13 protein-coding genes are annotated in these 15140 nt (G+C 72.3%); 5 read left to right on the forward strand and 8 right to left on the reverse strand.

What is annotated here, in order from left to right:
* Positions 1 to 213: 213 nt before the first annotated feature.
* The 7 genes from ACFCXS_RS00030 to ACFCXS_RS00060 form a co-directional block, all read right to left on the reverse strand.
* Positions 214 to 1806 (reverse strand): dipeptide ABC transporter ATP-binding protein, encoded by a 1593-nt coding sequence (locus ACFCXS_RS00030; protein ID WP_376640310.1) that lies wholly within the window; start codon positions 1804 to 1806, stop codon positions 214 to 216.
* The gene (locus tag ACFCXS_RS00035; protein ID WP_376640312.1) at positions 1803 to 2801 is read right to left on the reverse strand and encodes an ABC transporter permease; all 999 of its coding nucleotides are present in this window, start codon (positions 2799 to 2801) and stop codon (positions 1803 to 1805) included. The genes ACFCXS_RS00030 and ACFCXS_RS00035 overlap by 4 nt, the downstream gene beginning before the upstream one ends.
* Positions 2798 to 3808: an ABC transporter permease gene (locus ACFCXS_RS00040; RefSeq protein WP_376640314.1), complete on the reverse strand. Its 1011-nt coding sequence runs from the start codon at positions 3806 to 3808 to the stop codon at positions 2798 to 2800. Before ACFCXS_RS00040 ends, ACFCXS_RS00035 begins: the two co-directional genes overlap by 4 nt.
* Positions 3809 to 3812: 4 nt before the next feature.
* Positions 3813 to 5525 carry an ABC transporter substrate-binding protein gene (locus ACFCXS_RS00045; protein WP_376640316.1) on the reverse strand — a complete coding sequence of 571 codons (1713 nt, stop codon included), beginning with the start codon at positions 5523 to 5525 and terminating at the stop codon, positions 3813 to 3815.
* A 169-nt stretch (positions 5526 to 5694) separates the two neighbouring features.
* Positions 5695 to 5787 carry an Ms4533A family Cys-rich leader peptide gene (locus tag ACFCXS_RS00050; protein ID WP_311774658.1) on the reverse strand — a complete coding sequence of 31 codons (93 nt, stop codon included), beginning with the start codon at positions 5785 to 5787 and terminating at the stop codon, positions 5695 to 5697.
* Positions 5788 to 5855: 68 nt separating this feature from the next.
* A complete protein-coding gene (locus ACFCXS_RS00055) occupies positions 5856 to 7499 on the reverse strand; it encodes a DUF3152 domain-containing protein (RefSeq protein WP_376640319.1) in 1644 nt (547 codons plus the stop codon).
* An 8-nt stretch (positions 7500 to 7507) separates the two neighbouring features.
* Positions 7508 to 8545, reverse strand: a complete 1038-nt coding sequence (locus ACFCXS_RS00060; RefSeq protein ID WP_376640321.1) for an alpha/beta fold hydrolase — start codon at positions 8543 to 8545, stop codon at positions 7508 to 7510.
* A 255-nt stretch (positions 8546 to 8800) separates the two neighbouring features.
* On the opposite strand from ACFCXS_RS00060, the gene ACFCXS_RS00065 reads away from it, so the two are divergent.
* From ACFCXS_RS00065 to ACFCXS_RS00080, 4 genes are all read left to right on the forward strand, one after another.
* Positions 8801 to 9025, forward strand: coding sequence for a hypothetical protein (locus ACFCXS_RS00065; RefSeq protein WP_376640323.1), 225 nt, complete (start codon positions 8801 to 8803; stop codon positions 9023 to 9025).
* Between the two features lie 207 nt (positions 9026 to 9232).
* Positions 9233 to 9880 carry a TetR/AcrR family transcriptional regulator gene (locus ACFCXS_RS00070; protein ID WP_352101908.1) on the forward strand — a complete coding sequence of 216 codons (648 nt, stop codon included), beginning with the start codon at positions 9233 to 9235 and terminating at the stop codon, positions 9878 to 9880.
* A 134-nt stretch (positions 9881 to 10014) separates the two neighbouring features.
* On the forward strand, positions 10015 to 10242 hold the full coding sequence (locus ACFCXS_RS00075) for a DUF3107 domain-containing protein (RefSeq protein ID WP_030854792.1): 228 nt from the start codon (positions 10015 to 10017) through the stop codon (positions 10240 to 10242).
* A gap of 356 nt (positions 10243 to 10598) precedes the next feature.
* Positions 10599 to 10868 (forward strand): hypothetical protein, encoded by a 270-nt coding sequence (locus tag ACFCXS_RS00080; protein ID WP_376640325.1) that lies wholly within the window; start codon positions 10599 to 10601, stop codon positions 10866 to 10868.
* A gap of 153 nt (positions 10869 to 11021) precedes the next feature.
* Here the strand turns inward: ACFCXS_RS00080 and ACFCXS_RS00085 are convergent, their stop codons facing one another.
* Positions 11022 to 11771: a ferritin-like fold-containing protein gene (locus ACFCXS_RS00085; protein WP_031110087.1), complete on the reverse strand. Its 750-nt coding sequence runs from the start codon at positions 11769 to 11771 to the stop codon at positions 11022 to 11024.
* Between the two features lie 475 nt (positions 11772 to 12246).
* Here ACFCXS_RS00085 and ACFCXS_RS00090 point away from each other — a divergent pair, with 475 nt between their 5' ends.
* The gene (locus ACFCXS_RS00090; protein WP_376640327.1) at positions 12247 to 15015 is read left to right on the forward strand and encodes a DEAD/DEAH box helicase; all 2769 of its coding nucleotides are present in this window, start codon (positions 12247 to 12249) and stop codon (positions 15013 to 15015) included.
* Positions 15016 to 15140: the final 125 nt, after the last annotated feature.

A 15140-nucleotide genomic window follows, 5' to 3' on the forward strand; every position in this document is an offset into this window, starting at 1 on the left:
TCCCGGCTTGTGGGGCCGCGGGGGGGGCGGGGGGCTCGGCGGCGGTACGTCTGCTCGCGCATGGGGGGGTGGGCCGCGTCTGTTTCCCCCCCCCCCCCACCAAAAGGGGTGAACGGTCGTAACTTTCCCGTGCGGGTCGCGTTCTGTCGCGCTAGGAGATCAAGCAGACACGGAACGTCATGCCGCGGCCGACTCCCGACGCCGAGCGCGGCATCATGCCGCGGCCAACTCCCGACGTTCCGCTCTGCGTCGCGCGGCGGCCTGCGGATCGAGCGCCGGCACGGCGGCCAGCAACTGCCTGGTGTAGGGGTCGCGCGGCGAGTCGTACACCTGCCCGACGGGCCCTTCCTCGACGATCCTGCCCCGCCGCATCACCGCGACCCGGTCGCTGACCTGGCGCACGACGGCCAGGTCGTGTGCGACGAAGACCAGCGCGAGCCCGAGTTCGCGCTGCAACTCCCCCAGCAGTTCGACCACATGAGCCTGGGTGGTGACGTCGAGGGCCGAGACCGGCTCGTCGCAGACGATGACCCGCGGGTCGGCCGCGAGCGCCCGGGCGATGCCCACCCGCTGGCGCTGCCCACCGCTGAACTCGTGGGGGTAGCGGTCGTAATGCGCCGCTTCGAGCCCGACGCGCTCCAGCAGTTCGCCCACACGCTGCCGGATGCGCCCCTCCTGCCGCTCACCTCGTGCGCGCAGCGGGTCGGCGATGGACTCGCCCACGCTGCGGCGGGGGTTGAGGGAGGAGACCGGGTCCTGGAAGACCATCTGCACGGCCGGGTTCACCCCGGTGTGCGGACGGCCCTCGAAGGTCAGCGATCCCGCCGTCGGCTCCAGCAGCCCCACGAGCATGCGCCCGAGGGTCGTCTTGCCGCTGCCGCTCTCGCCTACGACCCCGAGGGTCTCGCCGCGGCGCAGGACCAGCGACACGTCGTCCACCGCCGTGAACGCCCGCTTCCCGCGCCCGAACTCGCGCCTGAGGCCGGTCGCCTCCAGGACGACCTCCTCGGGGGCCGTCGAGGCCTTCCGGGGAGCGTCCAGCCGGGGGACGGCGGCCAGCAGGTCCCGGGTGTACGGCTGGGTCGGCGCGCCCAGCACGTCGGCGACCGGGCCGTGTTCGACCGCCCGGCCGTGCCGCATCACCAGCACCTCGTCGACGCTCTCGGCGGCGACGCCGACGTCGTGCGTGACGAGCAGCAGGCCCATGCCGGTCTCCTCGCGCAACGTGTGCAGCAGGTCCAGGACCTGGGCCTGGACCGTGACGTCGAGGGCGGTCGTCGGCTCGTCGGCGATCAGCAGCCGGGGCTCGCACGCGAGCGCCATGGCGATCAGGGCGCGCTGGCGCATGCCACCGCTGAACTCGTGCGGACGCGACCGGGAGCGCCGCGCCGCGTCCGGGATGCCCACCCGGTCCAGGACCTCCACGGCACGCGCGCGTGCCGCCCGCCGGGACACGCGCGCGTGCACCCGGTACACCTCGGCGATCTGGTCGCCGATCGCGTAGTACGGGTCGAGGGAGGACAGCGGGTCCTGGAACACCATGGCGGCCCGCCCGCCGCGCAGCCGCCGCAGTTCCTCGTCGGAGGCGCGCCGCACGTCGGTGCCGGCCACCTCGACCGTGCCCTCGACCCGTGCGCCGGTGCCGCGGTGCAGACCGAGCAGCGCGGACGCCACCGTCGACTTGCCGGAGCCGGACTCGCCGACCAGGGCGAGGGCGGCGCCCTCCTCCAGGCGGAAGGAGAGTCCGTCGACGGCACGCAGCGCGCCGAAGTCCACACGCAGGCCGCTCACGTCGACCAGGCTCATGTCAGCACCACCCGTCGGTCGGCCACCGCGTACAGGACGTCCGCGACGGCGTTGGCGAGGACCACGAAGAATCCGATGACCAGGACCATGCCGACCACCACCGGCAGGTCGACGACGTTGACGGCATGGACGAGTTCCTGTCCGATGCCGGGCAGGCCGAACAGCGTCTCGGTGAGCACCGCGCCGCCGATCGCCGACCCGACATTGTTGGCGTTGAGCGCGATGACCGGGGCGAACGCGCCGCGCAACGCGTGCCGCCCGACGATCGACCGTTCGCCGACGCCGTACGCGCGGAAGGTGCGGATGTGGTCCTCGGCCAGCGTCTCCAGCATCGAGGCCCGGGTCAGCCGGGCGAACGAGGCGGCCTCGATGAGGGCCAGCGACAACCAGGGCAGCAGCAGGTTCCACGCCCACTGTTCGGGGTCGTCGCCGAGCGCCACGTACTGCGGGAAGGGCAGCAGTTGCAGCTCCCCGCAGACGACGATCATCAGGACCAGGCCGATGACGAAGACCGGGGTGGCCGTGCCGGCGAGGGTGATGCCGGTCAGCACCCGCTCGGAGATCCGGCCGCGCCGCCAGGCGGAGAGCACACCGGTGCCGACACCGAGGACCAGCCAGATGACCATCGCCCCGCCCACCAGGGACAGACTGACCGGGAGCTTGGCCAGGATCAGCTGAGTGACCTGCTGGTCGCTCTGGTAGGACAGGCCGAGGCAGGGAGCGGAGCAGTGCTGCACGGACGTACCCGTCGAGTAGTCCTGCCCGGCGACCAGGCCCTGCAGGAAATGCCCGTACCGCACGAACAGCGGGTCGTCGAGGTTCAGTTGCCGGGCCACCTGGTGCACCTGTTCCGGTGAGCAGCGCGGACCGCAGGTGATCTGGGCGACGTTGCCGGGCGTGGCGTAGAAGACGACGTAGACGATCACCGAGATGACGAACAGGGTGAGGGCGGCGCCGACGGCGCGGCGCAGGACGAAGCCGGTGAGGCCGTTCATGCCGTGCCTCCCACGTCCGCCTTGGACTCCCGCCTGCGTCCCGTCCCGACGCGCAGCCGGGAGGCCGCGCGCGGGTCGAGGGCGGTGCGGACGCCGTCGCCGAGGACCGTGAGGGCGAGCACCGTGACGAACAGGGCGCCCGCGGGCAGCAGCAGGTACTGCGGAGCGGCCTGGTACCAGACGTCGGCGGCGGTGAGCATCTGTCCCCAGGAGGGCGTCGGCGGCTTCACGCCCACGCCGAGGAAGGACAGGGCTGCCTCGACGGTGATGTTCGTCGGGACGAGCAGCGCGGCGTACGTGATGACCGGCGCGGCGATCCCGGGCAGGAGCTCGCGGCGGGCGATGCTCCAGGTGCCCCAGCCGCTGAGCCGGGCCGCGGCGACGTGATCGAGTTCCTTGAGGGTGAGCGTCTGGGCCCGCACGATCCGGGCGATGTTGCCCCAGCCGATCAGGCCGATGACGAGCGCGACGAGCACGGGCCGCGGGAAGCTCGCGGGGACGATCGCGAGCAGCGCCAGCGACATGATCATGAGCGGCATGGCGACGATGACGTCCGTGAAGCGGCTCAACAGTTGATCAACCCATCGCTTCCCGAGTGCGGCCGCGACGCCCAGGGTGATGCCGAGGGCCACCTGTACCACCGTCGCGGCCAGGGCGACGCCCAGGGACACGCGTGCGCCGTACACCAGCCGCGCGAAGAGGTCCCGGCCGGTCTGCGGTTCGACGCCGAACCAGTGGTCGGCGCTCGCTCCGCCGAGGGACCCGATGGGCACGCCGCCGCGCGCGGAGTCCACCAGGGAGGGGTGGTAGGTGGTCGGGTCCTGGCCTTCCAGTGCGGTGAGCAGCGGCGCGGCGAGCGCGACCAGGACGAGCAGCGCGACGACTCCGGCCGCGACGAGGGCGGCGCGCTGCGTGCGCAGCCGCCGCCAGAACTGACGGGCCCCCGAGACGGCCGGGACGGTGGTGTCCGTCCCGGCCCCGCCGGTGGCGAGAAGTGCCTCACTCACGGCGTCACTTCACCGCGACCTGGGAGATGTCCAGCACGCCGGTCCAGTCGCTGATCACGACGTTCTTGACGTCCTTGCCGACCAGTCGCTTGTAGACGGGGTGGAACAGCGGCACGGTCAGGGCCTGCTCGCCGATCTTCTTGTCCAGCGCACCCCACCTCTTGGCGGCCTGGTCAAGATCGGTCAACTTGTTGATCGCGTCGATCTCGGCATTGACCGACTTGTCGTTCAGCAGACCCGTGTTGAAGTTCGCACCGTCCTTGACGATCTGCCGGCCGTCGAAGATCGGGGCGAGGAACGGACCGCCCGAGGGCCAGTCGGCGCCCCAGTGGGCGAGGAAGAAGCCGGGCTCGGTCTTCACGTTGTGGATCTTGTCGGAGTAGTCGTTGTCCTCCAGCCCCTGCAGCTTGACCGTGATGCCGGCCTTCTTGAGCGCGTCCTGGACGGCGGTGGCGATCTCGGGGCTGGTCTCGAAGTCCTTGGCGTTGGAGTGCGTCAGCGTGACGGTGAGGCCCTGCGCGTGACCGGCCTCCTTGAGCAGCGCCTTGGCCTTGGCCGGGTCACCGGCCTTGCCCGCCGGGAAGAGGTCGTACGGCGTGTAGCCGAAGGACTTCTGGTCCGGCAGGAAGGTGGTGGCGGGCTCGGCCAGCGCGGACCCGCCCGCGGCGTTCACCACGGACGACCGGTCGATGGCGTACGAGATGGCCTGCCGCACCTTGGGGTCGTCGAACGGCTTGACGGTCGGGTTGAACGCTATGTAGTCGGTGTAGCCGAAGTGCCCGGTGCCGACGCGGGAGGCGAGGTCCTTGTCGCCGGTGACCTTGGCCAGTTCGGCGGGGCCGAGGTTGGTGTCCGTGGTGACCGCGGCGGCGTCCGCTCCCTGGGACGCGGACAGCCTCTGGTTGATCACGGACGAGTCGAGCCCGGACCGCACGTCGATCTTGTCCGGGTAGGCCTTGCGTTCGGCGTCGGCGGACCAGTGCGGGTTGCGCTCCAGGGTCACCCGCTCACCGTCGTTGTCGTTCCGCACGACCTTGTACGGCCCGGAGGAGACCGGGTGCTCCTCGTACTTGGTGCCGGTGTCCTTGCTCTTCGGGACGGGCGTGAACTGCGTCTGGGTGGCGAGGTACGGGAACTCGCCCTCGGGCTTGTTCAGGTGGAAGACGATGGTCCGCTCGTCCGGCGTCTCGATCGCGTCGAGGCCCTTGTCGTCCTTGTACGGGCCCTGGTAATCGGCCGCGCCGGCCAGCCAGTCCCGCAGGTAGGGGGCGCCGCCGGACAGCTCGGGGGCGAAGGAGCGCTCGATGCCGTACTTGATGTCGGCCGAGGTGATCGGGGTGCCGTCCTCGTACTTCAGGCCCTTCTTCAGGGTGTACGTCCACACGGTCGCGTCCTTGCTGGGACGCCCGGTGTCGGTGGCGAGGTCGGGGACGACCTCGGCGCCGGCGGCGCCGTTCTCACGGTTGCGGGTGGTGAGCGTACGGAAGACCAGGGACGGGACGTTGCCGCCGCCGGAGGTGTAGAGGCGGGCCGGGTCGAAGTCCTGCTGCGGTTCGGCGTTCAGCACGGTGAGCGTGCCGCCCTTGTGAGGCGTGGAGTCGCCGCCGGCGCCCTTGGCATCGTTGTCCTTAGGCCCGCAGGCGGCGGCACCCGCTGCCAGGACCAGGCTGACGGATGCCGCGGCCACGCGGCGCGCTGTGACGGACGGTTGGCGCATCGGAATGACGACCTCTCGGAAAGGAGTCCCGGATCACGAGTTCCCGTATCGCGAGACGAAAAGACGAAGGGTGAGACGGAAGAAGACAGACGTCTGCCCGGCGCCGAGCCGTCGGAGAAACCGCGACGAAGTCACGGGGAGAAAGAGCGACGCGCGCCGGGGGCGGGCGTCAGCAACAGTGGATGTCGGCCACGCAGAGCGGGGTCACGCCGATGAGCGCCAGCTCGATGGCGGCGCGAACGGAGACGTGACGGGGCGACATGCCCAGAAATATGTCCGAACTTTCCGAGCATGTCAACGCGAGCCGCGCCACACCGCCTGAGGCGGCTGTCAACTCCCGGGATAGGGCCAGGGGTTGGCGCGGCAGTGGATGCCGTCGTGGTCGAGGAACTTGGTCTGCTGCTGCATGACCGGGGCCAGGTCCCCGTCCTTGTCGCAGGTGACGTGGTTGTGGCCGAGGCGGTGGCCGACCTCGTGGTTGATCAGCATCTGCCGGTAGGCGTGGATCTTGCTGTCGCCGTAGGTCTCCGAGCCCTGCGCCCACCGGTAGGCGTTGATCATCACGCGCTCGGTCGCCGCCGAGTCGCAGGAGACGTTGTCCTCGGTGGTGTCCAGGCCCGACTTGGCACACCAGTCGGCGGTCGTGCCGGGGCTGGCGAGGGTGATCACGAAGTCGGGCTTGCCGGAGTGGATCCGCTCGAAGGTGCGTGCGCCGTTGTGGGCCCAGCTGCGCTGGTCGTTGAGGGTTTTCTGCACGGCCTCGGCGAACAGCTCGCCGTCGAGCCCGAGGCCCTGCTCCACGTCAACGCGGTAGGTGAACTTCTGCCCGGCACCCGGCGCCTTGGCGATGCCGGGAACCGCGTCGAACCTGCCGGAGCCCTTGAGGGTGGCGCCGAGCGGATACGTTTTGCCCATCTTCTCGTCGTACGTCAGCAGCTTGGCCTGGGGGGCGGGCGCCCGGCCGTCCGCGCGGGACGCGGGGTCCCGGACGTCACGGGCCTGATCCGTGGCGGACTGCGACTGCACACCGGCGCCGCCGTGGTCGTCGGCGACCTGCCCGGCGACGATGACGGCCAGCACGGTGGTGACCGCCGCGGCCGCGATGCCGGTGAAGGCACGGCCCTTGCCACCCCTGCCCGCCGCGGGCGTGCCGGTGGGCCCCGCGTCGTCATGACCGGACCCGGAGTCAGCAGGGCTGCCGACGTTCCAGTCCGTGACGGAGGCGTAGGCGTCCGCGGCGTGCGCGGAGGCGGGCGTGCGGGGCGCGAAAACGTCGTCCTCCTCGTCGACGAAGGCATCGATGTAGTCCTGCCGCGGCCCGGGCACGGATGCCCGACGCTGCCGCGGTATGGGTACGCCGACGCCGGCGGTCCCCCCGCCGGGGCCCCTCGACTCACCCCAGCCGCCCCCGGCTTCCCGCTGCTCGGGATGCCCGCCGCGGGCTTGCGGGAAGCCGTGCGCGGGGGTGCCGTCCGGCAACCGGGGAACACCCCGCGCGGGAGTCCCGTCGGGCAATCGGGGAACGCCCCGCGCCGCGCTGCCGTCGGCCCGCCCCGGAACGCCACGCGAGGGAGCCCCCTCGGCGAGGCGGGGTACTCCGCGTACCGGCGAGCCGTCGGGAAGGCGCGGCATCCCCTGGGCCGGTGTGCCGTCGGGGTGCCAGCCGTCGGGCAGGCGCGGCATGCCGTGCGGCGGGGTGCCGTGCGGCGGCGTTCCGTCCGCGGGTGCGGGCCTCGGCCCCGGCACCCTGCGCGAGCCCTGCGACGGCCCGCCGCCCTGCGGTGCGCCCGGCCGCGCGGTCCTGGCTCCCCGGCCGGCGTCGGGCGCCTGGCCCTGATCCGGCCTCTGGCCTTGTCCCTGGCCCGGCCGACCCGGCCTCTGTCCCTGTGCGGCACCGGTCCGGCCGTCCCGTGATGCGGTCGTGTCCGCGCTGTCGTCCTTGACGACCGGTCCGCGGCGGCTGTGGCGTCCCACGTCGCGCCTCAGCCCCCCATGCTCTCGTCGGTGCCTGCTCCCTCGACGGCGGCGCCCCCGGCATCCGGCCACTCAGCCCGCTGTGCGCCCAACTCGCCCGCTTCTTCGAGTAGTTCCCGAAATGCCATGGCCACGGTCTCCGGGTACTCCATCATGGCCACATGGCCCGCATCGGGCAACGTCACCATCCGGGAGCCCCGGAAGGCCCGGGCCGCCTTCTGGGCCATACGGAAGCCGACGAGCTGGTCGCGGCCGCCGTAGACGAGCAGGGTCGGTGCGAGGACTCGTTCCGCCTGGCGCCACAGCCCCTGCTGGCCGCCCAGTGTGTAGGCGTTGACGATCCCGCGCGCGGAGCGCGCCATCGCGTCCCAGAAGTACGGCAGCCGCAGCCGCCGCTCCATCTCCTGCACGGCGTTGCGGAATCCCTCCGGCGTCACCCGCCCGGGGTCCCCGTAACACAGCGCCATCACGCCGCGGACCCGCTGCTCCGCCGTCCACTGGCGGGTGAGCCGGGTGAAGAGCAGGGCGACGCCGGGCACCGCCAGCAGCCCCGTGGGCACGGCGGTGCGCTGCACTCGGATTTCCGGCAGAGCGGGCGACACAAGCGTCAGCGTACGGACCAGATCGGGTCGAACCGCGGCGACACGGGTGGCGATGGCGCCGCCGAGCGAGTTCCCGAACAGGTGCACGGGGCCGCGCCCGGAGGCGTCGAGGTAACGGATGACCGCGCGCGCGTGCCCCGTGACCGAGTAGTTGCCGTCGTCCGGTGGCGGAGAGTCGCCGAAGCCGGGCAGGTCGAGCGCCTCGCCGTCCACGGAGTCGTCCAGCAGGGCCATCAGCGCCGACCAGTTCTGCGAGGAACCGCCGAGCCCGTGCACGAACAGGGCGGGAGGCAGCCCCTCGCGCGCCGGAGGCCTCGAACGCATCGTGAGCGTGACACCGGGCAGCTCGACCGACCTCAGCCGTTCACCCTCCGCGACCCGGACGGTCCCCACCTTGGGCAGCACATTGGCGGGCGGCACGAACGGCAGCTCGGTCGAAGACATGCGGCAATGTTACGAGACGATCACGCAGTGACTCATGTGTTCGCCTGTGTTCGCCGTCACAGGAATCGGCCGGTCGAGGAGGCGCGGGAACAGGCACCCGGGCACGCACGGACAGCGGTCGACGGGGTCAGCACCGCGTCACGTCCCGGACGCGGATCGCATAGCGTCCGGATCGGGTGTCTCCTAGGCTCGTACAGAGGGCACCCGCGTGTGGCCCCTGCATTCTCAGGGACGTTCGTAGGAAGGGAGCCCAGCATGGCCGTAGACCCCACCGACCCGGAGACGTTCGAGGCCGAGGACGCGCCGGAGGCGCAGGAGTTCGACGTCGAGGCACCCGAGGTCGACGCGGCCGAGCAGCAGGCGGACCTGGCGCCGCACCGCGACGACCCGCTGACCGGTGTCGACCCGGACCGCGCCAACGAGGCGGACCTGGTGGAGCAGGCCCGGATCGTCTCGCTCGACGAGGACGATTACCGGTGACGCTCGCCGCCGACGGGCGACGAACCGCTCCACAGAACAGGAAAGAGGCCGCATTTTGCCCGCTCTGACCCTGTTTGAAACCTTCGCAACCGCTTTCGCATCCGTCCGGTCCGTGAAATTCTGCGCTCTCACCGCGCACACCACGGTTACTGAAAAGTACGATGGCGACGCGGCCAGATCCGCACGTGGACGACTATGGGAGGCGGCGTGACAGCCATCGAGCAGACAGAGGCGGTTCGCCCGCGGGGCACACGCCTGCCACGCCGTGCCCGACGGAACCAGCTCCTGGGAGCCGCCCAGGAGGTCTTCGTGGCCCAGGGCTACCACGCGGCCGCGATGGACGACATCGCGGAGCGTGCCGGCGTCAGCAAGCCGGTGCTCTACCAGCACTTCCCGGGCAAGCTCGACCTCTACCTCGCACTGCTGGACCAGCACTGCGAGTCGCTCATCCAGGCCGTACGGAACGCGCTTGCGTCGACGACCGACAACAAGCAGCGTGTCCGGGCGACGATGGACGCCTACTTCGCCTACGTCGAGGACGACGGCGGCGCCTTCCGCCTGGTCTTCGAGTCGGACCTGACGAACGAGCCCGCCGTGCGCGAGCGCGTCGACAAGGTCACGAACGAGTGCGCGGAGGCGATCTGCGACGTCATCGCCGAGGACACCGGCCTGTCGCGCGCGGAGTCGATGCTGCTCGCCTCGGGCCTGGGCGGCCTCGCCCAGGTGGTGGCGCGGTCCTGGCTGCACAGCGACCGCAGCGTGCCCCGGGACCAGGCCGTACAGCTGCTCACCTCGCTGGCATGGCGCGGTATCGCGGGCTTCCCGCTGCACGGCATGGACCAGCCGCAGCACTGACAGGCGTCTTTGTTCCCGCCCGATGTTCGCTCGTGGCGTTCTCGGGCGGAGCCTGTACGTCCCCTCACCGGGCTAATGTGTGCTGCGTACAGCGCGGAAGGTCGCGCATCACTGACCGTCGGAGGGACATAGCCGTGGAGGTCAAGATCGGCGTGCAGCACGCGCCCCGCGAGATCGTTCTGGAGAGCGGTCAGACTGCCGAGGAGGTCGAGCGCGTGGTCGCCGAGGCACTTGCCGGGAAGTCGCAGCTGCTGAGTCTCGTGGACGAGCACGGCCGCAAGCTCCTCGTCCCGGCAGACCGTCTCGCCTACGTCGAGATCGGTGAGCCGGCCCCGCGCAAGGTGGGCTTCGGCGCGCTGTAGGCGCACGCGTACAGCGGGGCGGGACGGCTTCGGCCGACCCGCCCCGCTTGCTTTTGCGTTGCCGCCGAGCGATCCCGCTTGCGCACAGCCGGCTCTCCCCGCTTGCGTGTTGCCGTCGAGCGATCCCGCTTGCGTACGGCCGGGCTTTCCGTTTGCACTGCCGCCGGTCCACCCCGTTTGCGTCGTCCTGCCTCGGACACCCCTCTCGTGTAGCCCTCGGCTTGCCCCTGCGGCGCACCGGTTCCTCCACGGATGGCGCACAAGTCGCCCACAGGGGTGGATTGGATTCCGCAGGTCAGGGGTAAGACGGGCTACGACCGATTTGGGCAGGCCGGCCGTGTGGGAGGGACCCCGACATGCTCCTGGAAGCGCTGAGCTCCGCGATCCTCGGCCTGGCCCTGGCATGGGCGGCCGTACACCGTCTGCCGCACCGTCTCCCGGCCCGCTCCATGGTGCTGTCGACCGGAGTCGCGGGCGCCCTCTTCGGGGCCTTCGTCATGCACAGCGCACTGGAGGCCGGACATGTACTGCTCGTCCTGCTCGGCGCGGTGATCGTCTCGGTGGCCTCGCTGTCGCTGCTGCTGCGCCCCGCGGGAAGACTGCGCCGCCGATCGGCGACCGCGTGAGAAGTCGCCGATGGTGGCGCTTGTGAGGTCGCGGGCCGGCCGGAGGGCGGCCGGGCCGCGTCCGGCCGGATCATCCCGGCCTCGCGGGGCCCGGGTCGGCTGAGACGCGCAGCGCCCCCACAGCCGGCCTGGCGCAGACGCCGGATCCTGGGCCTAGGCGGCCAGACCCAGGGCGGCCATCCGCTTGGTGTGGGCCTCGGTGATCCGGGAGAACATCTTGCCGACCTCGGCGAGGTCGAAGCCGTCCGCGACACCGCCCACCAGCATGGTCGACAGCGCGTCCCGGTCGGCGACCACCCGCTGGGACTGCGACAGGGCCTCACCCATCAGCCGCCGCGCCCACAGCGCGAGCCGCCCGCCCACCCGCGGGTCGGCGTCGATCGCGGCCCGCACCTTCTCCACGGCGAAACCGCCGTGCCCCGTGTCGTCGAGCACGGCCAGCACCAGGTCACGCGAGTCGGAGTCCAGCCGGGCGGCGACCTCCCGGTAGAAGTCGCTGGCGATGGAGTCGCCGACATAGGCCTTGACGAGGCCCTCCAGCCAGTCCGAGGGGGCCGTCTGCTTGTGGAACCCGTCGTACGCGGCGACGAACGGCTCCATGGCCCGGGTCGGCTCCTCCCCGATCTCGGCGAGCCGGTCGCGCAGCCTCTCGAAGTGGTGGAACTCCGCCGACGCCATCTTCGCCAGCTCCGCCTTGTCCGCCAGTGTCGGCGCCAGTTTGGCGTCCTCCGCGAGCCGCTCGAACGCCGCCAGTTCCCCGTAGGCGAGCGCACCGAGCAGATCCACGACCGCGGCGCGGTACTGCGGGTCGGCGGAGGCCGTCGCCCAGTCCCGGGCGGCGACTGAGGTGGGTTCGGCGGCGGCGGTGTCCGAGGCGTTCTCAGGCTTGTCAGAGCTCGTCATGAAGCGCACAATAACCCGCTTGCCGGGAGGCGTAAGGCCCTGGTCAATCACTGTGACGACGACTACGTGACCGAATCGGCCATCGCATGTGCGCGATTCCGGGGTATGGTGGTAATGCGCCTGCTGGTACGTCGACGTACCTCGACAGGCCGCACGTATGAGGATGCCCGGTCGGTGGCCCGATCGGCTCCGACCCGACAGCCCTCCCCGGCCGTCCGCCACAGTGCGTACGAGATCCGGAGGGGGACACCCTCAGCGGCACGAGCGCTAGAGCGTCGGCGCGGTCCCGTGCTCTACGGTCCGCCCGTAGGCAGCCGACGTCCCCGGCACGGTCTGACACGGCCCCGCGCTCGCCTCGCGCCGCCCACACAGAAGAGGCAGCACCCTGACTACGTTCCGAGAGCTCGGAATCCTCCCCGAGACCGCCGAAGCCCTTGAGGCAGTCGGCATCACCACTCCCTTCCCCATCCAGGAGATGACGCTCCCCGTGGCCCTGTCGGGCACGGACGTCATCGGCCAGGCCAAGACCGGTACCGGCAAGACGCTGGGCTTCGGCCTCCCGCTCCTCGAGCGCGTCACCGTCCCCGCCGACGTCGAGGCCGGACGCGCCGCGCCGGAAGCCCTCACCGAGGCACCGCAGGCGCTTGTCGTCGTCCCCACACGCGAGCTGTGCACGCAGGTCACCAACGACCTGCTGACCGCGGGCAAGGTGCGCAACGTCCGCGTCCTCGCCATCTACGGCGGCCGGGCCTACGAGCCCCAGGTCGAGGCCCTGAAGAAGGGCGTCGACGTGGTCGTCGGCACCCCGGGCCGGCTCCTGGACCTCGCCGGTCAGAAGAAGCTGAACCTGAAGCACGTCAAGTGCCTGGTCCTCGACGAGGCCGACGAGATGCTCGACCTCGGCTTCCTGCCCGACGTCGAGAAGATCATCAACATGCTGCCGGTGCGGCGCCAGACGATGCTGTTCTCGGCGACCATGCCGGGCGCGGTCATCGGCCTGGCCCGTCGCTACATGTCGCAGCCCACGCACATCCGCGCCACGGCGCCGGACGACGCGGGCGCGACCGTCGCGAACACCAAGCAGTTCATCTACCGCGCGCACAACATGGACAAGCCCGAGATGGTCGCGCGCATCCTCCAGGCCGACGGCCGCGGGCTGGCCATGGTCTTCTGCCGCACCAAGCGCACGGCGGCCGATCTCGCCGACCAGCTGAAGCAGCGCGGGTTCGCCTCCGGCGCGGTCCACGGCGACCTCGGCCAGGGCGCCCGTGAGCAGGCGCTGCGCGCCTTCCGCAACGGCAAGGTGGACGTGCTCGTCTGCACCGACGTCGCCGCCCGCGGCATCGACGTCGAGGGCGTCACGCACGTCATCAACTACCAGTCGCCGGAGGAGGAGAAGACGTACCTGCACCGCATCGGCCGGACGGGCCGCGCGGGTGCGAAGGGTACGGCGATCACGCTGGTCGACTGGGACGACATCCCGCGCTGGCAGCTGATCAACAAGGCGCTGGAGCTCGACTTCAACGACCCGCCGGAGACGTACTCCACCTCTCCGCACCTCTACACCGACCTCGGCATCCCCGAGGGCACGAAGGGCATCCTGCCGCGCTCGGAGCGCACGCGTGCCGGGCTGGACGCGGAGGAGCTGGAGGACCTGGGCGAGCCGGGCGGCCGCGGGCCGCGCGGGCGCGGCGGCCGGGGTGGCCGCGGCGACCGGGACGAGTCCCGTTCGGCCGACCGCGAGCGGTCGTCGCGTACGCCGCGTCGCCGCCGCCGTACCCGTGGCGGGGCCGCGCTGGACGGGGCTCCCGAGCCCGTCGGCACCACCGCGCCGGGCAGCACGGCCACCGACGGCGCCGCCGAGGCCGACGCCGTGACCGGTCCGCGCACCCCGCGCCGGCGTCGCCGCACCCGCGGCGGGGCCCAGTCCCAGCCCGCTCCCGTCGCGGCGGTCGAGTCCGCAGTGTCCGAGCAGGCGGAGAGCGCCGTCGCGACGGCGGAGGGCACGGCCGCGGAGGCCCCCGAGACGGCCGCGAAGCCGCGCCGGCGCCGTACGCGCCGTTCGGAGACGCCGGTCGTGGAGACCGAGACCGCGGCGACGCCGTCGGTCGCGGAGCCGGCGGTCGTCGCGGAGCCGGCGGTCGCGGAGCCGGCGGTCGTCGCGGAGGCTCCGGCCGCCGCGGATGCCGTACAGCCCGAGGCCGCCGCCAAGCCGCGTCGCCGCACCCGCAAGGCCACGGCGGCGTCCGCGGCCGAGTCGGCGCTCGACACGGCCGAGGGAGTCACCGAGGCCACGTCGGAGCCGGCGGAGACCAAGCCGCGCCGCGCCCGCAAGACGGCCGCGAAGGCGGAGACGAGCGTCGACCCGGCCGAAGGGACCGCCGAGTCCGCTCCGGAGCCGACCGAGGCGAAGCCGCGCCGCACGCGCAAGACGGCCGCCAAGGCCGAGGCGAGCGTCGACACGGCCGAGGGGGCCGAGGCGAAACCGCGTCGCACCCGGAAGACGGCCGCAGCGGCGCAGGGCACGGAGGACGCCGTCGAGGCGGCCGAGGCCAAGCCCAGGCGTACGCGCAAGGCGACGGCTGCGGCCGAAGCCGCCGTCGACACGGCCGAGGCCGCCGAGGCCAAGCCGCGCCGCCGCACCCGCAAGACCGCCGAGACCGCGGCGGCGGCCACCACCGCTGCCCCGGCCGAGGCTGCCGAGGTCGCGGAGACCAAGCCGCGTCGCACCCGCAAGGCCGCCGCTCCGGCAGAGGAAGCAGCCGACACGGCCGAGGGCGTGGAGGCCAAGCCGCGCCGCCGGACCCGCAAGGCCGCCGAACCGGCCCCGGCCGTCGCCGAGATCCCGGCCCAGGCGGCCCAGGAGCCGGAGACCGCCGAGGCCAAGCCGCGCCGCACGCGCAAGACGGCGGCGGCCGCCACGGCCACCGCGGCTCCGGACGCGGAGGCCGTCGAGGCCAAGCCGCGCCGGACCCGGAAGACGGCCGCAGCGGCGGAGGTCGCGGTCGACACGGCCGAGGGTACGGAGGCCAAGCCGCGCCGCCGCACCCGCAAGACCGCCGAGCCGACCGGGATCCCCGCGCAGGCGGATCAGGAGCCGGAGGCCGCCCAGGCCAAGCCGCGCCGCACGCGCAAGACGGCAGCGGCCGCCACGGCCGCCCCTGCCGAGGACGCGACGGAGCCGAAGCCCAGGGCACGCCGCACCCGCAAGGCCACGGCCGCCGCGGAGCCCACGGAGGGCTGACACGCTCCTCCACGACGGCCCGGCCCCTCACAGGGAGCCGGGCCGTCGGCGTTCCCCGGGCGGCAAGCCCGGCCCCGCCCCCGCGCACCTGCAACGGCCCGGCCCTCCTCCCCCGACAGGAAACC

It is taken from the genome of Streptomyces sp. NPDC056373, assembly GCF_042262425.1.
In the GTDB taxonomy this organism is placed as follows: Bacteria; Actinomycetota; Actinomycetes; order Streptomycetales; family Streptomycetaceae; genus Streptomyces.

Excerpts from the sequence above, each read along its gene's own strand:
- ACFCXS_RS00035 (WP_376640312.1), bottom strand. The coding sequence starts at position 2,801 with ATGAACGGCCTCACCGGCTTCGTCCTGCGCCGCGCCGTCGGCGCCGCC.
- ACFCXS_RS00045 (WP_376640316.1), bottom strand. The coding sequence starts at position 5,525 with ATGCGCCAACCGTCCGTCACAGCGCGCCGCGTGGCCGCGGCATCCGTC.
- ACFCXS_RS00090 (WP_376640327.1), top strand. The coding sequence starts at position 12,247 with ATGACGCTCCCCGTGGCCCTGTCGGGCACGGACGTCATCGGCCAGGCC.
- ACFCXS_RS00065 (WP_376640323.1), top strand. The coding sequence starts at position 8,801 with ATGGCCGTAGACCCCACCGACCCGGAGACGTTCGAGGCCGAGGACGCG.
- ACFCXS_RS00080 (WP_376640325.1), top strand. The coding sequence starts at position 10,599 with ATGCTCCTGGAAGCGCTGAGCTCCGCGATCCTCGGCCTGGCCCTGGCA.
- ACFCXS_RS00030 (WP_376640310.1), bottom strand. The coding sequence starts at position 1,806 with ATGAGCCTGGTCGACGTGAGCGGCCTGCGTGTGGACTTCGGCGCGCTG.
- ACFCXS_RS00050 (WP_311774658.1), bottom strand. The coding sequence starts at position 5,787 with ATGTCGCCCCGTCACGTCTCCGTTCGCGCCGCCATCGAGCTGGCGCTC.
- ACFCXS_RS00060 (WP_376640321.1), bottom strand. The coding sequence starts at position 8,545 with ATGTCTTCGACCGAGCTGCCGTTCGTGCCGCCCGCCAATGTGCTGCCC.
- ACFCXS_RS00085 (WP_031110087.1), bottom strand. The coding sequence starts at position 11,771 with ATGACGAGCTCTGACAAGCCTGAGAACGCCTCGGACACCGCCGCCGCC.